This window comes from Dulcicalothrix desertica PCC 7102 (assembly GCF_003991905.1).
Taxonomy (GTDB): domain Bacteria; phylum Cyanobacteriota; class Cyanobacteriia; order Cyanobacteriales; family Nostocaceae; genus Dulcicalothrix; species Dulcicalothrix desertica.
On the sequence record NZ_RSCL01000016.1, the window covers coordinates 50,976 to 74,589 of the forward strand.

General features: G+C 38.5%; 18 protein-coding genes and 4 pseudogenes. 7 read left to right on the forward strand and 15 right to left on the reverse strand.

Features of this window, described 5'->3' with window-relative positions:
• The first annotated feature begins 89 nt into the window (after window positions 1–89).
• From DSM106972_RS29965 to DSM106972_RS53990, 3 genes are all read left to right on the forward strand, one after another.
• Entirely contained in the window at window positions 90–1,916 is a 1,827-nt protein-coding gene (locus tag DSM106972_RS29965) for a PP2C family protein-serine/threonine phosphatase (RefSeq protein ID WP_127084121.1), read from the forward strand.
• Between the two features lie 56 nt (window positions 1,917–1,972).
• On the forward strand, window positions 1,973–4,066 hold the full coding sequence (locus DSM106972_RS29970; RefSeq protein WP_127084122.1) for a serine/threonine-protein kinase: 2,094 nt from the start codon (window positions 1,973–1,975) through the stop codon (window positions 4,064–4,066).
• Window positions 4,067–4,239: 173 nt separating this feature from the next.
• Window positions 4,240–4,443 (forward strand): hypothetical protein, encoded by a 204-nt coding sequence (locus DSM106972_RS53990; RefSeq protein WP_233787176.1) that lies wholly within the window; start codon window positions 4,240–4,242, stop codon window positions 4,441–4,443.
• Between the two features lie 717 nt (window positions 4,444–5,160).
• Here the strand turns inward: DSM106972_RS53990 and DSM106972_RS29990 are convergent.
• The 3 genes and pseudogenes from DSM106972_RS29990 to DSM106972_RS30000 all read right to left on the reverse strand — a co-directional run.
• Window positions 5,161–7,320, reverse strand: coding sequence for a glycoside hydrolase family 10-like protein (locus DSM106972_RS29990; RefSeq protein WP_127084295.1), 2,160 nt, complete (start codon window positions 7,318–7,320; stop codon window positions 5,161–5,163).
• 178 nt (window positions 7,321–7,498) lie between these two features.
• Window positions 7,499–8,908: a fdxN element excision recombinase XisF gene (gene xisF, locus DSM106972_RS29995; RefSeq protein WP_127084123.1), complete on the reverse strand. Its 1,410-nt coding sequence runs from the start codon at window positions 8,906–8,908 to the stop codon at window positions 7,499–7,501.
• A gap of 50 nt (window positions 8,909–8,958) precedes the next feature.
• Window positions 8,959–9,300: pseudogene (locus tag DSM106972_RS30000) on the reverse strand (NifH family ATP-binding protein); the annotation flags it as partial.
• 107 nt (window positions 9,301–9,407) lie between these two features.
• On the opposite strand from DSM106972_RS30000, the gene DSM106972_RS30005 reads away from it, so the two are divergent.
• Window positions 9,408–10,853, forward strand: a complete 1,446-nt coding sequence (locus tag DSM106972_RS30005; protein WP_233787175.1) for a site-specific integrase — start codon at window positions 9,408–9,410, stop codon at window positions 10,851–10,853.
• Between the two features lie 332 nt (window positions 10,854–11,185).
• Here DSM106972_RS30005 and nifH read toward each other — a convergent pair.
• The 5 genes and pseudogenes from nifH to DSM106972_RS30030 form a co-directional block, all read right to left on the reverse strand.
• Window positions 11,186–11,281 (reverse strand): annotated as a pseudogene (gene nifH, locus DSM106972_RS30010) (nitrogenase reductase); the annotation flags it as partial.
• A gap of 181 nt (window positions 11,282–11,462) precedes the next feature.
• Entirely contained in the window at window positions 11,463–12,380 is a 918-nt protein-coding gene (nifU, locus tag DSM106972_RS30015) for a Fe-S cluster assembly protein NifU (protein ID WP_127084124.1), read from the reverse strand.
• A gap of 109 nt (window positions 12,381–12,489) precedes the next feature.
• Complete coding sequence (gene nifS / locus DSM106972_RS30020) at window positions 12,490–13,698, reverse strand: cysteine desulfurase NifS (protein WP_127084297.1); 1,209 nt, start codon at window positions 13,696–13,698, stop codon at window positions 12,490–12,492.
• Window positions 13,699–13,824: 126 nt separating this feature from the next.
• A complete protein-coding gene (locus DSM106972_RS30025; RefSeq protein ID WP_127084125.1) occupies window positions 13,825–14,172 on the reverse strand; it encodes a DUF362 domain-containing protein in 348 nt (115 codons plus the stop codon).
• Window positions 14,173–14,292: 120 nt separating this feature from the next.
• Window positions 14,293–14,805: pseudogene (locus DSM106972_RS30030) on the reverse strand (NifB/NifX family molybdenum-iron cluster-binding protein); the annotation flags it as partial.
• Between the two features lie 63 nt (window positions 14,806–14,868).
• Between DSM106972_RS30030 and xisF (DSM106972_RS30035) the strand changes: the two are divergent.
• Window positions 14,869–16,440: a fdxN element excision recombinase XisF gene (xisF, locus tag DSM106972_RS30035; protein ID WP_127084126.1), complete on the forward strand. Its 1,572-nt coding sequence runs from the start codon at window positions 14,869–14,871 to the stop codon at window positions 16,438–16,440.
• Between the two features lie 300 nt (window positions 16,441–16,740).
• Here the strand turns inward: xisF (DSM106972_RS30035) and DSM106972_RS51610 are convergent, their stop codons facing one another.
• Both DSM106972_RS51610 and nifB read right to left on the reverse strand, forming a co-directional pair.
• Entirely contained in the window at window positions 16,741–16,905 is a 165-nt protein-coding gene (locus DSM106972_RS51610; RefSeq protein ID WP_158632897.1) for a hypothetical protein, read from the reverse strand.
• A 170-nt stretch (window positions 16,906–17,075) separates the two neighbouring features.
• Window positions 17,076–18,023, reverse strand: a pseudogene (gene nifB / locus DSM106972_RS30040) (nitrogenase cofactor biosynthesis protein NifB); the annotation flags it as partial.
• Window positions 18,024–19,136: 1,113 nt separating this feature from the next.
• Here nifB and DSM106972_RS30045 point away from each other — a divergent pair.
• Window positions 19,137–19,400, forward strand: a complete 264-nt coding sequence (locus tag DSM106972_RS30045; RefSeq protein ID WP_127084127.1) for a hypothetical protein — start codon at window positions 19,137–19,139, stop codon at window positions 19,398–19,400.
• On the opposite strand, the gene DSM106972_RS30050 is transcribed toward DSM106972_RS30045, so the two are convergent.
• Window positions 19,397–19,777 (reverse strand): PIN domain-containing protein, encoded by a 381-nt coding sequence (locus DSM106972_RS30050; protein WP_127084128.1) that lies wholly within the window; start codon window positions 19,775–19,777, stop codon window positions 19,397–19,399. The two genes, DSM106972_RS30045 and DSM106972_RS30050, sit on opposite strands and share 4 nt — an antisense overlap.
• A 14-nt stretch (window positions 19,778–19,791) precedes the next feature.
• Window positions 19,792–20,052 carry a hypothetical protein gene (locus DSM106972_RS30055; protein WP_019490501.1) on the reverse strand — a complete coding sequence of 87 codons (261 nt, stop codon included), beginning with the start codon at window positions 20,050–20,052 and terminating at the stop codon, window positions 19,792–19,794.
• A gap of 286 nt (window positions 20,053–20,338) precedes the next feature.
• Between DSM106972_RS30055 and DSM106972_RS30060 the strand changes: the two genes are divergently transcribed.
• Window positions 20,339–21,526 (forward strand): glycosyltransferase family 4 protein, encoded by a 1,188-nt coding sequence (locus DSM106972_RS30060; RefSeq protein WP_127084129.1) that lies wholly within the window; start codon window positions 20,339–20,341, stop codon window positions 21,524–21,526.
• A 106-nt stretch (window positions 21,527–21,632) separates the two neighbouring features.
• Here the strand turns inward: DSM106972_RS30060 and DSM106972_RS30065 are convergent, their stop codons facing one another.
• The 3 genes from DSM106972_RS30065 to DSM106972_RS30075 all read right to left on the reverse strand — a co-directional run bounded on the left by DSM106972_RS30065 (window position 21,633) and on the right by DSM106972_RS30075 (window position 23,475).
• The gene (locus DSM106972_RS30065) at window positions 21,633–21,848 is read right to left on the reverse strand and encodes an NAD(P)H-quinone oxidoreductase subunit O (RefSeq protein WP_127084130.1); all 216 of its coding nucleotides are present in this window, start codon (window positions 21,846–21,848) and stop codon (window positions 21,633–21,635) included.
• A gap of 403 nt (window positions 21,849–22,251) precedes the next feature.
• The gene (locus DSM106972_RS30070; RefSeq protein WP_127084131.1) at window positions 22,252–23,094 is read right to left on the reverse strand and encodes a DNA-formamidopyrimidine glycosylase; all 843 of its coding nucleotides are present in this window, start codon (window positions 23,092–23,094) and stop codon (window positions 22,252–22,254) included.
• Window positions 23,095–23,256: 162 nt separating this feature from the next.
• Window positions 23,257–23,475 carry a photosystem I reaction center subunit IV gene (locus DSM106972_RS30075; protein ID WP_073618962.1) on the reverse strand — a complete coding sequence of 73 codons (219 nt, stop codon included), beginning with the start codon at window positions 23,473–23,475 and terminating at the stop codon, window positions 23,257–23,259.
• Window positions 23,476–23,614 lie beyond the last annotated feature (139 nt).

Consider the following 23,614-nt stretch of genomic DNA (forward strand, 5'->3'; position numbering starts at 1 on the left):
AGTTTTAATACTATGGGAGCAAACTTTTTCTCCCATATTTATTATATAGCCATGTTTTAAGTAAACGAAATCTACTAATAGGGTATTCAATGATATTATCTTCAACTGACACAAGCGCGACATTATTAATCCAAGAAAATCAAAGTTTCCAACTAGAAAACTTTCGAGTAAAAGTTTTATCATACCTAGGTCAACTGACAACAGATACATACTACTTCAAAGTTAATATTTTTGAAATAGAAACTGATACTGCTATAGGTAAATTAGGTTTATTGCGTGTGGGTTCAGATAAAGGAGGACTGTATCGAGAGTTGAAGTTAAGAGAAGCTCTCGGTGATTATAAAATGGTCGCTGAACTTTTAGCTCATACAACAATAGACTCCGTAATCATTAATCCCCACTTGTCTACTGCTAATCTAACGGTAAATCAAGAATATGAGCAGCATCAGCCAGACCATTCAACACAAGAGGGCGAATTAATAGACAATACAACCTTCAAAACGAGTGAAAATATAGATGAATTTAGCTTAAGCGAGCAAATTGTAAGTACAGATAGCCAAGTAGAAACAGCCTCTCAGTATTTAGAGGAGGAATATTACCCCGAAATAGAAGCACATTTTGAATTATCTTCTAGTAAACTTTTATTATTAACTGATTTTGTAGAAGATACAAAAACACTAGATACTTGGCTAAAATCAGAACCCTCCTTAGAAGATTCATTATTTATAACTAGCCAAGTCTGCCAATTTTTACGCTATGCTCATGAACGGAATTGGTGCTTTATCTCAATTGAACCTCGACTTATAACAATAGGAACACCCTGTACCTTCTTTGATTTAACCAGTGCTTATGCAGTCGGTGAAACATTGCCTTTTTGTTTGTCAGGAAGCTATTGTGCTTCCGAACTTGCTTCAAACAAGAGTCTCATCCACCAGTCAATGAGTACTTATACAGTAGGAGCATTGCTATATCATTCAATTCATCAACAACCTTTGTCACCACATCAAACAACCGAGCTTACAATCAATCCTATTCCTGGCATTTACCAAATATTAAAAATTAGCCTATCTCCAATTCCCGAAGAACGCTTCAGTTTATCTCAGTTGCTCACCACACTTTTAGAAAATCGTCAAGCAATTCGGAATCCGAAAATACGATGGAATGTTGCGAGCCGTTCGACAGTAGGGTTATCAGTTAGGCGCCTGCAAAATGAAGACAACTACGGTGTTAAGCAGCAGTTCAGCGATTTGGAAACAATGATATTGGGAGTTGTTGCTGATGGGATGGGTGGTTTATCTTACGGAGAAGTTGCAAGTAAACTAGCAGTACAAACAGTTTTAGAAGAGCCAATAACTTCTTTGAAAACCGTAGAAAAACGCAATGAATGGTTAATGTCATTATTCGATAAAGCTAATGAGGTAATATCTAATAATGTTAAAGATGCAGGAACCACGTTAAGCGTAGTACTATGTATTTCTCAACAATTAATGATAGCTCATGTTGGTGACAGTCGAATTTATCTATTACGTCAAGGTAAAATAAGCCAGTTAAGTGAAGACCATTCGCTTGTCGCGATGTTAATTGCTAGTAATCAAATCACAGAAGCTGAGAGTGAACAACATCCAGACCGAAATGTACTCATTAAATCTCTTGGCGCCAAAAATCGATTAAGCGATGGTTACGTCCAAAACCTGAAGCGTACTACTCCAGATTTATCAATGAATTTAGAACATAATGACATCTTACTATTATGTACAGATGGCGTTTGGGATTTTGTATCTAAAAACGAGCTTGAAGAAATCTTTCACAATCATCAAGATTTACAACTAGCAGTAAACCAAACTATTGATAAAGTTCTAGAACTAGGCGCCTCGGATAATGCCACCCTTTTAGCAATGCAATATCATGTCCAATAATCAGAGGATTTGTTTTCATATTTCACCTAATTAATTTTGAATTTATTTTACGCAAAATGTCTATTCAATGCCCAACATGTCTGACTACAAATACTGATAGCGCTGTCAGTTGTATAGCTTGCGGTACACCTCTTACTACCAATAGTAACTCAACTGGATATCATTTACCTCGCGGAACGTTACTAAAGCAAGGACAATATCAAATAGAAAAATTATTAGGGGAAGGTGGCTTTGGCATTACATATAAAGGAGTATATCTACCAAATTCAGCCCAAGTTGCTATAAAGGAACTTTGGCCTGAAAAAGCAGTGAGAATTGGCAATACAATAACATGGCCCTCTTCAATACCACCCGCACAAAGACTACACCAAATTAATAAAGTTCAATTAGAAGCTAGTTATCAACAAAAATGCGTTCATCCTAGTATTGCTCAAGTCTATGATTGGTTTGAGGAAAATAATACTGCTTATATAGTAATGGAATTCATACCTGGAAAGTCTTTGTATCAAATTCTACAAGACGAAGGAATATTAGAAGAAACTAGAGTTAAGTATTATTTTCTTCAAATTGCAGAAGCTTTAAAAGTTATTCATGCTAATAATTTATTACACAGAGATATTAAACCAGATAACATTTTAGTAGACAATAACAGAGCAGTATTAATTGATTTTGGCGCCACAAAAGAATTTATAGCAGGTCAAACAAGCGAGGTCAGCATAACTTTAACACGAGGTTATGCGCCCTTGGAGCAATACAGTTGTCGAGGTAAACGCTTTCCTGCAACAGATTTTTATGCTTTGTGTGCATCAATGTATGAACTGTTAACTGGAAACTTACCCCCAGCAGCTACAGATATTATAAATGGTTGTGATACACTCATTCCACCTCGACAATTACGCCCAAATCTCAGCCCCTTAATCGAAAAAATTGTTCTCACTGGAATGCAACATCGTGTTGAAGACCGTTTTCAAGGCGCCGATGAATTAATTGATGCTCTCAATAATAAATTTGTTTCTCCCAGCCAAAAAAGAGCGCGGGAGTTAGTTAAGCAAGGTAAATTGGCTGAAGCAGTTATAGTTTATGAAAAACATCTCAACAGTGAACCGAATGATGGAGAAGTTGCTACTGAGTTAGCCTTGGTACAAATGCATTTAGACGACACACAAGCAGAAAACGCGGCATTTGGCGCCATTCAATTAAAACCAAGTGATGGTAGAGCATATGGAGTATTAGGACTTGTTAACTGTCGTAAATCAAATTGGTCAGAAGCTTTAATAAACTTGCAAAAAGCAGCAAATTTATCTCCTCAAGAAGGTTGGATACTAGCAAATTTAGCCTGGGCATTAGGTAACTCCAAGAATTGGCAGCAAGCAGATTTTTTTATCAATAAAGCGCTTCAGCTTGAGCCGAACAGTACTTTTGCATTAGGTATACAAGCTTGGATAGCAGTTAATCAACAGCAATGGAAACTAGGGGTTAGTACAGCGACTCAAGCAATTTTTAAGATGAGACAAAACTCCTCTGTAAATTCTCAACAATTACAACAATGGGTATATCCTTATTTAATTTTTGCTTTAGATAAAGCAGTTGTCACTCAGCAAGCAACCGACGTAGAAAGACGTATTCAAGAATTTATTGCCCAAGTACCAAATAATAATTTTGGTTTTGGTTTTAGAGGTTGGAAGCAAGCTATGCAGGGTTTATGGAATGATGCAGCTTTAAATTTTGACTCTTCAAATAAAAGTTCACAAGTATCTAGTTGGACATTAGTTAATAAAGGAATCACTCAAGAACATTTACATAATTTCCAAGCAGCTATACAATCTTACGAAACTTGCATAGTAAAATATCCATCTCAATATTTTGCATTATATCGTCTTGGTACTTTGTACGGACAAGCTGGACAATGGCAAAAAGCACGTTATTACTTAGAAAAAGCAGTCAAATTACAACCAAATTACGCAGAAGCTTATCATAATTTAGGTTGGGTCATGATTAACATAAAAGACCAAAACGGTCAAGTAGAAAACTGTACCGAGATTTTATCAGTGTATCGTAAAGCATTTCAACTGTACACGCAGCAGGGAAAACATTCTTTCGCTCAACTTATCAAACAAGCTTTTCTAGCAGTTAACGCTGGTAATTTTTAATTTATTCACTATCATGTTTTAGGTTGCGGCTTATATTTTTGTGCGATAGTATTTAAAATCTGGCTTCAATTAATCCATAGTTTTATTCGGGCAAGGCAAGTAAGAACGGGTCTAGCGCAAACGGCAAGCTCCGGGTTCCGGGGCACATTGTAAATTAACCGAAGCGCGCAGGAATGGCAGGCGCCGTTTCTCGGTGGTTGGGAAGCGTGGAGGATTTACCAGAAATTGTGCAGCGACTTTTACGAGTGCAAATAGAAAACGACACAGCGGTTAAAGTAATTCAACGTTACGATTCCGAGGATACCTCACATCTTGCACCAGGGTTAGAAACCGGGCTTCTTGACAAAAATATCACTAGAAACCCTAATTTATCGTAAAGAAGCCCGGTTTCTTTTGGCTTGTTGAGAATGCTGCAAGATGTAAGATACATTATTTTATTGTGACCCTCCTTACCCTCACTCTGCAAGGGGAGACAGTCAAGCATATGCTTTTGAAATGACTGACGAGCAACCGAATCGAACTTGCATCCGTATCTCACATCTTGCACCAGTCCTAGAAACCGGGCTTCTTGACAAAGACTTTGCTATAAAACGTTGATTTTTCGTACAGAAGCCCGGTTTCTTTAAGCTCCGCAGCGAATGCTGCAAGATGTAAGGTATTACATAATGTTAAGGGTAAAGTAGCGGTTTCTGACTACAAATGTGATTTAATGGAAAAGCTTTACGGAGATTGGAATGTAATTACGGCGCCTCAATAACCGATTTATGCTTTCGCAACTAATTTTTATCAGTTCCATCCTGATACATCCCCAGTAACTATGGATACGTATATGGTAGATGCACCCTGATAACAACGGCGCCTTTTATTTTATAGATGGCGCCTTTTTATTTTAATTAGATATTTTACAAGACTAACTCCTGAAAATATGCACTTTTAGTTATCTTCCATTGCTAATTTATTGGTTTTCTCCTGATATATTCTCAGCCACTACGTATACTTGTATGGTAGATGCACCCTGTTAATAACGGCGCCTTTTATAGTTTATAGATGGCGCCTTTTTATTGCATAGATTAAATAATTTAAATACTAATTAGTTAAGTTGATTGACTCCTAGGACGGAAACCCTGTCTCCCATTCACGGGGTCAAAGAGTAGGTCAAATCTATCTAAAAAGCCAATACCAGTATTAACAAATACCGGAAATTGTAATTGTGGCGATATACTTAAACTCCAGCGATTAAAACCATCGCGGTTTCCTGGTGTTAAACTGTAATCAAAAACGCTATTAATTGCTAACCTTAAGGTATTTGCTGTACCTAATACTCCTGCTTTTAGTTTACCAATTGTGGCTGCTGACTTAACTTCTATCGAGCCATTAATAGTTGCAGTATCAACAATCATTCTGGCATTACAAGGAATTTTTGTTGCATTAAGAGCGATAGTTACGCAAACTCCCCCCAGTCGAGAGTCCCATCTGTCACCTTCGACACCATTAATTGCAGGTTGTTTAGTCCAAGCAGCCATTTTAAAACCCGCTTGATTTTCACTTGTTAAACCTAGAGTCAGATTACTGTTACTGTTACTATTACTATTACCAGTGATAATAAATCCATTACTTAAATTCCCTGGTAACTTTCTTAACGGGTTGTAGGGAAGGGATTTTTCAAAATAGTTGACTCCAATAATACCGGAGAAAGGAGTACCGCTCTTAGCAGAACAGTTAGGTCTTTGTGCGGTACATTGGCGACTAGTCACAATTTGTATGGGTACAGGTTCTGTTGTGGGAATTAAACCAAAGCGAATCGGAGCGTAAACTAATTCACCTTCTAAAATAGTACCATCACTTAATGTCTCCCTAATAGTTTGCCCTGTTCTGCGTATGGGAGTATTACCTAAAAATTCTCTGGGCACTCGCAGTCCTGATGAGCCTGTATCTAATAAAATACGTCTTGGGGCGCCACCTGCACTCGATAATTCCAGAAAATAACCGCGCGCTCGCGTTAGAGCGCTAGGTCTGGTAAATAAAGGTAAAGAGACGGTTCTAAAAGTTGGTTGGCGAGGTGTAATTTGAGATACATCACGCCGTCTAGAAGTAGGAAAAAGCGCTGCATATACTGACTGTCGCTGCGGGGCTGGTTCTGGGGCAATATCCCAAAGACTCTCGTAGTAGAAAAAAGCAACACCCAAACCTCGTTGTTGCGCTGCTTGTACTTGGGATTGAACTTGGGCGATTGTCACCAGACGACCCCGCAATCCAGCCATAATACCGATACCAACGGGAATACTTTGTTGACTTTCTAAAACTTCTGGGCGAGTAATTTTACTGCTAAAGCTGTTTAAATCGTCACGATAAACCTGCATGACTAACTCGTCAACAATACCCAATCGCACCCAGTTTAGCCAATCTTGCAGATGAAACTTGTAGGCAAAATCGTAGTAATTAGGGGAAACTGAGACAATCGCGTTTGGTTTTATTGCTTTTACGCTTTGGTAAAGGTCTACCATAAAGGCAGTAATTTTATCAGCACGCCATTTTATCCAGGCTTGAGCTTGGGGATTAGATGGGGGAGGATTGCCAGTTTCTTGAGTATAAAGGTTAATAGTATACTTGTCGTAACCGAAATCTACAGGCAAACTCATATGGTCGTCAAATTGAATACCATCGGGATTGTATTTGGTCATGATTTCCGTTATGAGTTCGGTGATAAAACTCTGTACCTCCGGATGAAATGGATTCAACCATGCAACTTCTCCTGCTGCACTAATTGAAGTTTGAGTTCCATCCCGCTTTTGTGTTAGCCAATTAGGATGTGCTGATGCAAGTTCGGAAGTTAGGGGAACCATAAAACCAAATTCAAACCAGGGTATAGCTAGTAACCCTTGACTGCGCGCTTGGGCAATAATATCTGCAAACACATCTTGTCCTTCCGCACCTCTGAAGAAAAAGGGGATACCTTTTTTTTGGAGAACAGCACTAGGGTATTTTGTATAACCATCGTTCCAAACTACAGGATAAACAGTATTAAAGTTCAGTTCTTGCAGTTTTAGCATGGCAGACTGTACCTTGGCGCCAGAGCGAAAAACATTTAAATCATTACTACTCAGCCATACACCACGAATTTCTTGCCTATTTTGGGGAGGTAGTTGGGCAATACTAGGTAGGGAAAAGCTTTGAAATAGTAGTACTGCTGTAAATGAGAGCAAAAATAACAACGGGAGCAGGCGCTTTTTAATATTTGTGACGAACAATCGCATCCAGTTAAATGCTTTCTTAACGAAAGATATGTTACTCCCTATACTTTTTTTCCACACCATACTTATCATGATTACCAAGTACCAAACAAATTTAGAGTAATTTAGCCGCAGGATATTTGACGTAATTCTTAACAAACTGTGCCTAAACACTCCCAAACCTACGAATTTTGGGATAAAGTTAGATTTTGAGTCGCGCGCTGAATAATTGTGTTCTTTCTGTTACCGAACAAACTACTTCCTCAACTAGTTCGTGAAAAATGGCAGTTAGTTCTTCCCTTGTGACTACTTCCCAAAACCCTTCGCTCATCGCAATGCTACGCAATACCTGATTTCTGCTGGCATCTGCTACTATATCTAGTTCTGAGGTTTTGATTAAGGCTTCTAATTTTTGCTCTTTTATTTTAATAGTGCTGTGAAAGTCGGGGTCATTTAGTTGTTTTAGTTTTAAGATTTGTTGTTTTAACTCTAATATCTCGACTGGTACTACTTCTGTGGTTTCTACTGGCATATTATCGGCTATACTGTCGGCTTTTTCTTTTAACGCTTGAATTGCAGCATCAATGGCGCCTTCTAACCGAAAATAAGTTCGCACATCGCATTTTTTAGGTTGACGTGGTTTTGGGTAGGCGCCTGGGCACTTTAAGTGTTCATAGGTTTTACCATTAATTTTTGTAGATCGCTTCTCCATTGTCGAACCGCACTTAGCACATTTACACAACCCCACCAACGGGTTTGTAATATACCTACGTCTACCACATGGATGGGTTGCCAAGATTTGGATTATTTGTTGGTGTTGTGGTACTGATATAATTCCTTCATGGTCTGACTGTATTGTTATTTTTTTCTCTGAGTTGAACGGGTAGTAGCAAACCATCCCACATAATTGAGGATTTTCTAGCCATCGACGGAATGAAGACACATCTCTAGGAAAATCCTCAAACTTAAACTTACCAACCCGCTCTAACCCATATTTATCTGTTAGTTTTCTAATAGTTTTCGATAATTCCCCTGACTCTATAAACATTTCAACACATTCACGGGCAACCGCAGCATGGGTTTTATCTGTATCCCTATATTGTTTATTATTCGGTATAACACTATCGCCATCTTTAACAAAACCAAATATTGCTTGGTAAATCTTTCTTTTCTCCTGAAAATATCGATGTCCTTGGGTAGCGTTATATTTATTTTTATCTCGAACCTGTGCAGACATCGCAGCTAATATCCTGCTGGTAAATAACCCCTCTGGTGTCTCTAAGTCCAAACTTCCACCGTCAAGAAATACCAACTCAACCCCAAAATCCTGTAATTCCTGACGCGCGACTTCCCAACCTAAAGCCGAGCGCGTAAATCTATCGAAACATGGCACGATGATTTTATCAACCTGACGCGACCGCACTAATTCTAATACCCGGTTATATCCTTTGCGCTTCTCGCTGGCGCCTGATTCTATATCCCAATGAATTTGTTCATCAGTCAACCCATATTGTTTTAATCGGTCGATATAACGCTCCAACCCGTGACCTTCTGTATGCTGTCTTTGGGTGGAAACTCGACAATAGCCCAATGCTCTCGATAAATCGCGCATAAATACTGCGAAAAGACGATTTACCAATCATATATTATTTGGTGGCTTTTAGCGAAACCGCCACATACAACGTCACCCAATACGTCGTAAGATACGAAATCTAAGTCTTGGTAGGCGCCGTTTTCTTCGAGGAAGTTAATAGCGGTGATAATACCACGACCTGCACAACCTACACCTGGCTCTGGACCACCAGACTCTACGCACTTAACACCACGGAAACCAGCAAGCATTACTTCTTCGAGTTCGAGGTCTTCTACGGCGCCGCGTTCAGCAGCCAAGTGTAATACGGTGGTTTGTGCCTTAGAGTGCAACATTAAACGAGTCGAGTCAGCTTTAGGGTCGCAACCTACAATCATAATTCGTTGACCCATTTCAGCCAAATAGCTTAGAGTATATACATAAATAAAGTTATTTAGTAACGTAATATATTCAAAATGGGTTACTAGATAACTGTTTTTGGCTTGGCTATTTAAGGATAATCTTAGGGAATATTTAGGGAATGATTAAAAAGGATAACCAGGGTTCTAGCGATTTACCTCTACCACAAACAGATGATGTCTTCGACGATTTTGAAACACCAGCCACCACAGACGGGAGTTATAGAGGTAAAATGGCAAAGGCAAGAGCTACTGAACTTCACTATGAGCAGAAATTTGCAGAGAAACTAACAAATGCGAATGCTGATTTAAAAAGGAATAAGACAAGGGTAGGTATTATACAGAAGGGTAGAGGATTATATTTAAGAGCGACTTTACCCTTAAAACCTGGTGACAGTAATAAAGGTAAAGACACAAAGCAATACGACGTTACCTTAAAAGTCTCAGCAAACTTAGATGGGTTAAAGACAGCTATTGAAGAAGCGTACAGACTTGGTAGCGAGTTAGACAGAAAGATGTTTTTATGGAGCAACTGGATTGATACGAGTGAGAAAATAGAAATACAAACAGGAAAATATTATTACGACAATCTAGAAAAGTTCTACTTTACTACGCATAAACGCTCAATCACTTCTGAGCATACTGTATCAAATTATTTAGATGTAATTCGTAGATACTTAGGATTTGAGACTGTTTTTGACAAAAAATCACTAGAAGCAAAAATTAAAACACTACCTGATTGGTGCGTAGGACTAGCAACTACAGTAGCACAAGTGGTAATAAAAGAGTTCGCTTTAGGCTTTCAATTAGAAATTAAAAAGCCAAAAGTCGAGACCAATATCAGAACAATACCCGATGATACCGAGATAATTAAAAGTTTTGAATTATTCAAAGTATATGCAGAAAACCGCAAACACAGAAGCAATAATAACGGTAACTGGGAAGACAGCGATATTTGGATTTTATACCGCTGGTGTTATGGGATGTTGGCTACCTATGGACTAAGACCACGTGAGTTATTTGTAAAACCAGATATTGATTGGTGGTTAAGTCCAGAAAACACAAATCATAGCTGGAAAGTTCACCGCAATACAAAAACAGGATACAGAGAAGTTATACCATTTATACCTGATTGGGTGGAACTATTTGATTTAAAAAATAAGGAAGCAATAACAAAGTTAGCAAGCAAAACTCAGAACCAAGATTTAAAGACTATACAAGCTCTAAGAAAATCTATCGCGCGTTGGTTTAATGTAGTAGGTGTAAACTTTCAACCCTATGATTTACGACATGCTTGTGCAATTAGAGCGCATTTAGTCCAAGGAATACCAATTAAAGCTTCAGCAGATAACTTAGGACACAGCGTTGAACAACATACGCAAACTTATCAAAAGTGGATAGATACAGACAAACGAAAAAAAGCTTTTGATGCTGCAATAACTAAAAGGTCGGAAGTAGAAGCGCTACAGGATGAGATATTTCATCTTAAATTAGAGATAGAAAAATTAAAGATGGAGAATCAACAGTTAAAATTACAATCAATAATTAAAATCCCCCACTTTCCATAATTAACGGGAATTTAAAATAATTATTAGGAGCATTAAAATTTGAAAAAATAATGTCATGCTGAACGCAGTGAAGCATCTATAAATCTTGAATATAAGATAGATTCTTCGCTACGCTCAGAATGACAATCTATATTTTAGTAAGATTGAGGTGCTTTGAATTTATTTATAATTATAATTACTTGATTAGGGAATAATTAGGGAATAATATGATTATATTTTAGCTAGTTTTTATTGAAATATGATTTAAAAAATTTGAAATAATTAGGGAAGAATTTAATCAAAGCCTTTTAGAATTCCTTATATATATAGAGAATAGCCTTAATCTAACTCCACTCAGCCATTGCAGCCAGGGTATTTTGTGAGGTTGTAGACTTACCGATACCGCCTTTACCGTAGAAGGCTATCTGTCTAATTCTATCTTCTGACATGATGAGTTAATCTCCTGCAATTGGTTGATTAGATGGGTCTTTGAGGTTTACGGGACGCATCTGTAGGTAATGGTGCGTTCCCTTGGGATGAACGTTGCCTTTTATTACGGTGGCGGACGTTCAACCGCTTTTCGAGAATTTGAGTAGGACATGATATTAGGAACGTGGAGTATTAATTTTGTTAATTTCTTACTGGTGAACCAACTGATTCAACGACAATGTTGGGACTAATTCTTTCGCGTAAGCGCGCTTCGATGGCTATTTTTAGAGTTGCTGTGCTGCTAGAACATGAACCACAGGCGCCTTGAAGTAATACTTTAACGATATCGCCATCTACATCGTAGAGTTCAACATCTCCGCCATCTGCGATGAGAACGGGGCGAACTTCTTCATCTAAAACTTTTTGAATAAGTGCTATTTTTTGTACGTTAGTCAGTGCGCGAGGCGCCGATTGAATAACGGGAATTACGGTGCTAGTAGTAGTATTTACTGCTGTCGCTGTGGAAGCTTTCTCTCTAACTTCTTGAATTATATCATCGATGTTTGCCAGACAGGAACCGCATCCGCCACCAGCTTTGACATAATTTGTTACATCCTCAGCACTGGTTAAATTGTTTTCTAAAATCACACGGCGAATCTTGTTCTCGGTTATACCGAAGCAACTACAGATTAAGGCGCCTTCGTCATCATCTTCATGAACATCGCGCTCGATGCCACGATAATTATAAATAGCTGCTTCGAGTGCTTCTTGTCCCATAACTGAGCAGTGCATCTTAGCTTCGGGTAAACCACCCAAGTAATCAGCTATTTGCTTGTTTGTTATTTTTAAAGCATTATCTAAAGTTAAACCTTTTACTAGTTCTACCAATGCTTCTGATGATGCTATAGCACTGGTACAACCAAATGTTTGAAATCGTGCATCAAGAATTTTATCGTATTCTACGTCTATTTTAAGGTGTAATCTTAAGGCATCGCCACAAGCAATACTGCCTACTTCACCTGTTGAAATTTTAATCCCTGCTTCGCCTTGGTCTTCTAATACGCCTTGATTTTTGGGATTATAAAACAAATCAAGTACTTTATCGGTATATTCCCACATAGTTTTAAGAGAGTGATGAGTTGGGAGTGATGAGTGATAAGCTTTGAGCCGGTGCGTGACGCTATTAGATGGTTGCTTCGTTTTGAGGTTATTAATAGCGTCACGCACCCTACTTGATTGCTAAGGTTTTTTCGTGTTCTTGTAACCAAGCTGCTTTGTCGTCTGTGAATGGAGACAGTGCGCGTAAGCGTTCGATGATGGCAGGTAATACTGTAATAACTGTGTCTATTTCATCTTCTGTGGTGTAACGACACAAGCTAAAGCGAATTGAGCCGTGTAAAATTGTGTAGGGTAAACCCATTGAGCGTAGTACGTGGGAAGGTTCGAGTGAACCGGAACTACAAGCTGAACCAGAGGATGCACAAATACCGTATTGGTTTAAACCGAATAAAATTGCTTCGCCTTCGATATATTTGAAACCAATGTTAGTTGTGTTGGGTAAACGTTCAGAACCTCCACCGTTAACTTCGCAGTCAGGAATTTTAGAAAGTATTGCTTGCTCTAATTTGTCGCGCAATATTCTTTCACGCTTGGTTGCTTCTTCGAGGTGCATTAATTCCAACTCAGCAGCTTTACCCAATGCGATAATTCCTGGTACATTTGGTGTTCCTGAACGGCGCCCACGTTCTTGTCCTCCACCTATTAACATTGGACGGAAGCGTGTACCACGTCTTACGTACAGCGCACCAACTCCTTTGGGAGCATGAATTTTGTGACCTGACATTGTAAGCATGTCAATGGTGCTGGTTTTCATGTCAAGCGGTATTTTACCAACTGCTTGGACTGCATCAACATGGAACAAGGCACCGCATTCTTTGACTCGTAACCCAATTTGCTCGATGGGGAAAACAACACCTGTTTCGTTGTTTGCGTACATTATCGATACAAGAGCAGTGTTACCTGTTAACGAAGCTTCAAGTTCGTTTAAGTCCAACTGCCCCTTACCATTAACCGATAAATAAGTAACTGTATAACCTTGATTTTCTAACTGCTTACATAAAGCTAAAACTGCTGGGTGTTCTACCTGAGTTGTTACTATATGACGCTTATCGGGTTGAGCCAAGAGTGCTGCCTTAATTGCCGCATTATCCCCTTCGGTACCACCACTTGTAAAAATAATTTCTGATTCGTTGGCGCCAAGCAAGGCAGCCATTTGTTCACGTGCTTTATTAACTGCTTTTCCAACTTGCCCACCAAAGGTATGCATCGAGGAAGGGTTGCCGTAATAGTCAGTAAAGTAAGGCAACATTGCTTCAACAACTTCAGGGTCTACTTTTGTAGTAGCATTATTATCTAAGTAAATACAATCTTTCTTCATCACTTTCAATTATTAATAGTTAATGGGTAATAGCTGTTAAACATAGTTGGTAGTTGATAGTTAATAGCTTTACAGAATCGCCACTAGCTATTAACTATTAGCTACGAACTATTGGTTACGAAACGTTTATGCTGCTTGCGAGGAACGTTTTTTCTCTAACTGCTCTGAAAATTTTTGAGAATAAGCTGTAAACCAGGTTTCCCAATAATCTTGATTTTTATTGGTCAATTTATCCATACACTTTTTATAAGTGTCAAACCAACATTCCCAGTAATTATTCGCTTGCTTAACACAACCATCGCAGGTAGGACATCCCGCTACACATTGAGGAACTGTGTAAAGAGTATCAACACAACCGTTGCAAAGATTAGGGTCTATTGTCCGCTGACCATCTATTATTGAAATGGCGCCTGTAGGACAAACGGGGAGACACAAGTCGCAGGAAATACACTTAGCAGTAATCTTGTAAGTCATTTGAGATGCTCTTCCTAATTTTGATTGGTTTGGAATCAAGAGTTAGGAGTTGTAAATTAAGGATTCATAAATCGATAACTTATAACTCATAACTCTGTACAGACGTGATTAATCACGTCTCTACCCATGACTTTCTTGGGTAAATTCTTGATGAAATTCTAAAGCAACCTTCTCAATCACATCGTATGATTCAACAACTTTGATACCAGCGTTATGTAGTTTTTCTTTAGGTGATTCGCCAATTTTGGAAACTAATACAGCTTTGCAATCAGAAATTGCTTCGATGATATTGTCCATAGTTGCTTTTTCACCGTATCCACCTTGACAGAAGTGGTCTACTTTGCGATGACCTACATACTTAACTTCGCTGCCATCAACTTCGTAAACTTGGAATTCTTTCGCGTGACCAAAATGTTGATTAACTAAACCGCCACCTTTAGTAGCGACTGCAACAAGAACTTTTGTTCTTTCCTTAACGGCGCCTGCATTCGATGCTTTATCGAGAGTAATTTGTTCTTTAGCTGCTTTGAGTTCGGCTCTAAATTTCTCGATACCTTCTTGCACTTGTTGACGATTTGCAAGGTCATATTCGGGCGCCTCTTCCATGAATTTATCTTTGGTAAATTCTTGGCTACAGTAATTTACGCTATCAAAAAGATGGTATACTGCCAAGACAACTAGTGAGGAACTCTGCTCATGTACATGAAAGGCGAAAATTCTATATCTTGGGGCTATGCCCGTGTCTCTACAGAAGAACAAACCCTAGATAGTGATGCTTTGGGTAAGCAGATTCAACGGCTTAAAGATGCTGGTTGCTCTCAAATATATTGGGATGTTAAATCACGCACGACAGAAAGCAGAGACGGACTAAACCGACTTATCGAAGATTTGAAAAACTCGGCAGTAGGTGAAGTACACTCTCTAAAGTTCACCCGTATTGACCGTATCGGCTCATCTTCTAGATTGTTTTATTCGCTGCTAGAGGTGCTTAAGTCCAAGCAGATAAATATGGTTTCTTTAGACCAAGCTATTGATGCTGAGTCATTGGGTGGTGAGCTAACAATTGATATGCTTCTTGCTGCTTCTAAGTTTGAAATCAAAATGTTATCTCATCGGGTAAAATCCGAGATGCATTTGCGAAAGTCACAGGGGAAAGCAAATAACCGCGCTCCTTTTGGTTACATAGTGGAAAAAGGTTATTACGTTCCTAACCAAGAACCATTAGTATGTTTATTATCAACGAGAAAAGAATATAGTTATATTGAAGTTGCTCAACTTATTTTTGAGATATTCTTTAAGGTTGAATCCATGAGCCAAACTTGTCGATTAATCCATGATTTTTTTGGGATATTAGCGTCTCCAAGAAACATCAAAGAAAAATCATTAAACGTATTAAAAATTGATGATGATAAACCTATAAAATACCGCACTACACATATTGCTCAAGTCCCTCTTTACTTTTCAAAAATGACAATTCGGAACATCTTAGTTAATCCAGTGTACGCTGGTGGAACTGTTTCTGATACTTATGATTATTTTGAAAATGGAAAACGAAGACAAAGAAAGCATTTTACTGAATGGAAAGTTCTCTGGGAAACTCATGAAGGAATAATTTCTCGTGCAGAACATGAAAAAATAAAGGAGATTATAAAAAATAATACAAGTAATCGTTGGGTGAGCCACCAAGAACAAGATGAAATAAACCCTTACATAGATGTTTTAAAATGTAGCCATTGTGGGGGTGGTTTCAGCAGATGCTGCTACCACGTAAGTAAAGGTAGTAATCCAACTAAGAATTGGTGGTATCAATGTTCTAATTATCGAGATAGAAGATGTAATAAGAAATCAACAATATCTGATAAGAAAATAGATACCAGTATAAAAAAACTATTGAATGTTAAAGCAGCAGAATTGGCTGATATTATAAAAAAACGTGTCGAGTTAGAATCTGTGCCTCAATTCATAGAATCGAAAGAATTGATTAATTTGCGAAGCTCATTAAATTCACTGAGAGCTTTGCAACCGAATGAGATAATAGAAAAAGCAATACTTGAAACAGAAAAAAAGATAGATTATTTAGTAAGAAATATGGATGTTCCTGTTCCGGATTTTCTGAAAATATCTACCTTGATAGAATTACTATCAGACGATGCTCTTTGGGACTCAATGACAAATTTAGATAAAAAAAGATTTTTCAGAGAATTTATACATAAAATTATTGTGGATGCACCCAACGTAATTGATATCACTTTTTCGTTTCGTTGCTAATTAAACTCTGTTTCATTTTGTAGTCCTCTGCTTGTTTTTTTAAGCGGAGGATAAATTGACGTAACGTTTCTTGCTTCTCCATAATTATTTTGCTTGAGAAAATGTGTAGGGAACCAAGCGGACTAGATTATATCAACTCCAAAATTAACATCAATGTTTCAGAAACTTTGTTCTCTGTTAACTCATTAGAAACTTTTGAAGTGTTACACAGTACATCATCGTTTGTTGTTTATCTTGAACTTCCAACGCCATCCCTTTGATAATCGCATCATTTACCTGGTCACTAATATTATGATTAAACTAATTTAGTGCTTTTAAGGGAATATCGCTACCATTACGATAATTAGCTGGCATGGGAATTCTACCAGTTAACAAACTATACAATGTTGCAGCAGTAAAACGTTCTTGTCCTTGTCTTTCATACTGCTTAATTGCTGCATAGTCTTCTGTTTTATGACTGGTCATACTGAGCTTTTTACCAATAGTAATTTCACGTGTAAAAAGCCCTGTTGATGAACATATTTTAAAGCTTGTACTAATTGATTGATATACAGTAGAGCGTAACTATTCTGATAATTGCCTGTGCTTATCAACATAAACCCCCAAATCTTCCCTTTATAGTATTTTCTTGATAGCGTAAATTCCTGACTGCGGTCTTCTCCCAATAATCCTACTGCATCTGCACGACATTGACGACAGTGGCGCATCATTTTCATGTTACCAGAGCAATTGTCCTGTACTGTTTTCAACTCAGTACTAGTTGGACCACGCTGTCCGGTTAAACCAAAGTGAGTTCCATGTTCGGGTGCAGAAATCAAAGGCATAATATTATGCAGGAATGCACCATTTTGACGAATCATCTTATTAACTTCAACAAGATGTTGGTCATTAATACCCGGAATCATTACCGAGTTCACTTTACAAAGAATGTCTGCTTCTTTAAGTGCTTGTAAACCTTCTAACTGTTTCTCTAAAAGGATTTTAGCACCTTCAACACCTTTATAACGCTTACGTTTGTAGTGAACCCAAGAATAAATTTGGGCGCCAATTTCAGGGTCTACAGTATTAAGGGTGATTGTAACGTGGTCAATATTTAATTGTTTGATTCTATCAATATATTCAGGAAGCATCAAACCATTAGTTGATAAACAAAGCTTAATATCAGGCGCCTTGTCAGCTATCAACTCAAAGGTGCGAAAAGTCTTCTCTGGGTTTGCTAATGGGTCACCAGGCCCAGCAATTCCCAAAACGGTCATTTGTGGAATTTTGCTCGCAACTACCAGTACTTTATGTGCTGCTTCTTCAGGAGTAAGCAATTCACTAACTACACCAGGACGGCTTTCATTAGCACAGTCATATTTTCTGTTGCAGTAATTGCATTGGATATTACAGGCAGGCGCCACAGCAACGTGCATTCGAGCATAATGGTGATGCGCTTCTTCGCTGTAGCAAGGATGCTTGGCAATGCGCTCCTTAATGCTTTCTTCCATTTCAACAGAAGCGCTGTTACCTGTGCATCCGCAATTGCCAGATTTTGATGTGGTTGTTTTAACTTCCGCTAACCCAGTAGATTGTAGTGTCATTATATAAGGTAATGTTGGGTACATAGGTCGGCGCCTTCAGGGAGATGAAACAAAATAAAAGAAGTCGCGTCTGAAGCTCACATTATCCTGTTGAAGCTAGTACCCAAAGGTGGGTAAGTTTCTTCTTCAGGTTGTAAACCCTTGTAATGAGCGTCGGTGTGTGTCAACGCGCGTTAATGCGGGTGAATTATAGTTATGTTGTGTTCAGCCGCGACTTCCAGTCCACAGGGGCATGGTGCTATCTCATCCCTCCACTCACTTGGGGCGCCTGCCACTTAACCAAATCTATTTATTAAGTTCGATTGCTTGGTGGCGCTCTTTGTGATTGGCGATATAAGTTTTATATCAGCCACCTTTAATGAGGGGAAATATGCCTTCTGGATAAGAGTTATTGGATTTATTAAGTTTTGTACTCAAATCTCAAAACTTATATACATCAATGCTTAAGAGATTTAAAAAAAATTTTTTCGGGAAGAGGCACTAGTATTTCCGGGTGAAGCTACGAGTATTTATGGTATGTGGGATATGTATTGTTGTACTCACCTGTAAGCCTTACGTCGTAAGGATATGAAGCCTATTTTTAAGTTTCGTAAACTGAGTGTATTGTACTCGTCAGGAGTCTATATACTAAGGATGCAACCGCCTAAAGTTAGAGTTTTAAGTTGTAAAGAGTCGCTCTACACTTTCATAATCATTCAGTTATGTAACCAACATATCATTTATTCTCTGCAAAAAAATATAGTTTATATTTTCTTAATATTTTAATTTTTAATGTGTAGTTATATTGCAATTGCATGTCACAGCAAGGATTTCACCCAGAAGTACCAATCAGATAATTGATAAGAGTTGTTGACAAGATAAATTTTTGTTTGCATTGAACTGAACTAACAGCATGGCTGACATTGATTTTCTGATCAAATAACCCTCTTGTGGAATAACTCTCTTGTGGAATGGGCATCCTTGCCCGTTCCAAAGTCTAGGCGGGCAAGGATGCCCACCCCACAAGAACCCACAAGAAAATGTTAGCCAATTAAATTCAAAAATTATATTCACGAACAGTTTAGATTTGCCCAAACGCTAACTTAACAGGTAACAGCGTCACTATCTCATCTTATGGATTTAAATGTACTATTCTTGCTTCTAGGGTTAATACTCGGATATTTACTTTCTGGTTCTAAAGGCAGCCTGATTCAACTTAATGTGTATGTAAATTTGAACTTCAGTGACAACTTTAGTAACAACGGTAATAATAGCGGCAATAACAGCGAGAACTTTAGTAATAACGGCAACAATAACGGGAACGACAACTTGAGCAACAACAAAGGTAACAAAGATAACTTAATGAATTATAATGACGACAATAATGATAACTATTAACGTTTGTAAGGTTGTGCTGTTATAAGTCCTGGCACGACCCGATAATGTTTTACATTGAAAGTACATAAAGTTAAATTCTGTCCAACAGCACAAGCAGCAATTAAAGCATCAAGTAGTCCTAAACTTTGTGAAAGATGATAGGTTGTAAAATCTGATAACGCACGAGTGCAATCTGCTTCACTTGCCCAAATAATGGGTAGTGGAGCCACAAGCTTAAGAGCTTTACGAACTTGCTGCATATTCTGAGCATCTTGGATTAGTTCCATGACAACAAAGCCAGGAACACTAGGGATTTCTGCCAAGCTTGTGAACCACGATATAGCCGGTGCATGACCGCGTTGAATATCAATTAAAACATCTGTGTCAAGTAAATACATTTATTTTGCCTTGCCTACGACTCTCCTCTTCTTTCCGCTTGACGACGTAGCTGTCGAGCGTATGCTTGGCTATCAGTAATGTCTGGACGCGAATTGATAATACCTTCGTTTTGCCAGTATGCTACAAGTTCTGCTCCGTTTTTAGGCGGATTTTCTAAAACCTGCCTTGTTGCAAGAATACGCAAAATATATTCTGATAAAGATAAATTGAGCTGGGAAGCCTCGTCGTGTAGCTCGTTTTCTAATTCTAGTGGCAAGTTAAGACTGATACTCATTTTTCAAACTGTATAAATATTTATAGTTATATAAACCATCCTATATATTTTAAGGTTTTTCAGGCGGAACTGGACAATGTGAACGAGTCGCTCACATTTTTGAGATAGTTGAGCAAGTTCTAGCTGGTGAGTCGGCGCCTTCCGCCTTCTTACTAAGCCTTTATTCAAAAGAAGTATAAAGAAATTGTAAAAAAATTGCTAAACTTAGCCATTGTTATTGTCAAACTCGTCTAAACAAAGCAAGTTCATACATTAGGGACTTTAAAAGGGCTAGGGGTGAAAGCGTATGAAGGTATTGGTGTTAAGTTGGGAGTTTCCACCGCGTATAGTTGGGGGAATTGCGCGTCATGTAAGTGAACTTTACCCGGAGTTGGTAAAGTTGGGACATGAAGTATACTTAATGACTCCTGAGTTTGGCAATGCCCCCTTGTACGAAATTGTAGAGGGTATTCAAGTTCATCGTGTACCTGTGGCGCCTGGGAATGATTTTTTCCACTGGGTGGTTAATATGAACCAGAGCATGGGGCTACATGGTGGTAAACTGATAGCAGAAGAAGGTAAGTTTGATTTAATTCATGCTCATGACTGGTTGGTTGGAGATGCAGCTATTGCACTCAAGCACAGTTTCAAAGTACCCCTCGTTGTTACTATTCATGCTACCGAATGTGGGCGCCATAATGGCATTCACACAGATATCCAGCATTATATTAACGGCAAAGAGGAACTATTAGCTTTCAACGCATGGCGAATAATTGTTTGCAGCGACTATATGCGGCGTGAAGTTGAGCGCGCGCTCTCTTGCCCGTGGGATAAAATAGACGTAATTTACAACGGTATACGTCCAGAGAAGAAAGCTCACCACCAAAACTTTCACGCACAAGATTTTCGTCGTTTCTTTGCCGAAGATGAGGAAAAAATCGTTTACTACGTTGGTCGCATGACTTATGAAAAGGGTGTATCTGTATTACTAAATGCGGCGCCTAAAGTTCTTGCCGAAATGGGGGGGAACGTCAAATTTGTAATTATTGGTGGTGGGAATACCGATAATCTCAAAAAACAAGCTTGGGATTTAGGTATTTGGCATAAATGCTATTTCACAGGATTTATGTCAGATGATTACTTAGATAAATTTCAAACAGTCGCCGACTGCGCCGTATTTCCTAGTTTATATGAACCCTTTGGTATTGTTGCATTAGAGAGCTTTGCCTCACGTGTTCCGGTTGTAGTATCAGATACAGGTGGTTTACCAGAAGTGGTTCAACATACTAAAACAGGTATTGTAACTTATACGAATATTCCAAATTCTCTGGCTTGGGGTATTTTAGAAGTCTTAAAAAATCCAGGCTATCGAAAATGGTTAGTAGATAATGCCTACGAAGATTTAGGGCGCCGCTTTAATTGGGCTAAACTTGCACTTTCTACCGAAGACGTTTACACAAGGGTAGTCAAAGAAAGACAGCAAATAACTTGGTGAGTTAAAAGTGCTGAGTGCTGAGTGCTGAGGAACGGAGTTAAGAGTTAGGAGTTAGGAGTTAGGAGTTAGGAGTTAGGAGTTAGCACTCAGCACTCAGTACTCATAACTATTTAAAAGCTTCCAGTTGCTCTAGACGCAGCCAAATGTTTGGTGTAGGTACTTTCCCAAACTTAACAAAAGCATAATCACCTTTTATATCAACGATTTCACCTTCACTATCAAACAGATAGGAAGGGAAACGAGTATCGCTAGCTTGTGCCTCAAGGCTGTTTTCAAGCTTATCGCGAACAACGCGAACCATATCTCCTTTTTTGACTGCCATGATAGTTCCTATAAGCGCATACAGTATTCCATTAAGGATTGTAACTTGCGCCTCGTCTTTGAGGTTATAAAGATAATTTAGTCTTACCACAGAGACACGTAGAGACGCTCCGGTTCATAGTGTCTCTACACAGAGAGGGTTTTAAGCGCCGATTTTAAATTTCATACTTTAGTAAATATTGTTACTTATTTTTTTAAAATTTAAGTATTATTCGCAAAAAAACCGCTATTTTACAGGATGAATCTTTAAAATTAGTATGATTTTGATACATTTAGGGCACAGTGCGTCGTTTGATGAGTAGCTATGCTATGGTGCCAATCTCTCTTCTCTGTGTCAAGAGTGTCTTTGTGGTAAAAATAATTTTATGCACTGCACAGTTCGTATGCCTGTGCTACAAGATGGGTTAATTTTGGCATTCGGCACAAAAATGGCTGGAGCGTCCTGCTAAACGAGTTCGTTGGATAGGAGTAGCGCATACTTTACATGGTTGTGCTGCACGATTATAAACCCATGCTTCACCACCGTAGTTTCCGTTAACACCCGCGACATTTAAGAAATTACTAAAAGTTGTACCACCAGCTTCGATACTTTTTGTCAGAACCTGAATAATAGCTGGGTGCAATTTCTCAATTTGTGCGAGTTTTAAATTAGTACACAGTGTTTCTGGACGAATACCACTCAAAAACAATGCTTCATCGGCGTAAATATTTCCTAGTCCTGCGATTATTGATTGGTCAAGTAATGCAGTTTTTATCGGGCGCCGACAAGTTTTAAGCTTACCAGCCAAGTACGCTACAGTAAACTCAGGTGCGAAAGGGTCACAAGCAAGCTTTGCCAAACCTGTAATTACCTTTTCAACTTCAACTTCAGGTTCTACCCACCACATTTGACCAAAAGTACGCTGGTCAACAAAGCGTAATTCATAGTCGTTTTCAAAAAATATCCGCACGCGTGTATGTTTGTGCAACGCGGTATCGCGATTTAACCATAATAATTGACCGGTCATTCGTAAATGCACTCCCAGGTATGAGGGGGAAGATACAGGAGATAAATTCGCTAGGAGATATTTTCCATAACGGCGCCATGTTGTAATATTCGTTTTGCTTATACCTTCTATAAATTTTTCAACTGAATCAGGATGAGCGACGGTACGATGTAGCAGTACATCTCCACCAATAATTTTTTGATTTAAGGTCAATTGATTTAAACCGCGTCGGACTGTCTCAACTTCTGGTAATTCTGGCATTGTTATCGCAAAGGAATAAACGAGTATTAAATTTAATCTAGTAAAAAAATTAATGGGGAGACTTGAAGACGGGAAAAGCCGAGGGAACTCTTCTACATCATCTTTGTCTCCCCATTTAGGTAATGTAAATTATCTCACAATCGTACTGAGTTATTTTGACACTTAAGCGCCTGGTTTGGGCTTGGCTTTAGGCGCCTCTGTTTCGAGTAACTCGTCTTGGGCAAAGTTATTCGTGTTGATACCAGCGTAGTTAACTTTATCAAAACGAACGATAACGGGGTATTTAATACCGCTTTGGTCAATTGACGCTACGGTTCCTACATCTTGGTACCAGTAGGACTCGGGGCGAAGAACACGCACTTTAGAACCACGTTGAACCATAAGTTTTTCCCTTTTGATTATGAATTGTCAAATATCAGGGTCTGATGTCTACACTTTACAACTAGCAAGGGACGCATTGTCACATTGTTAAGTTATTTGAAAAAATACCTGTTGAGAATGCAAAAAGCAGACTATTTCA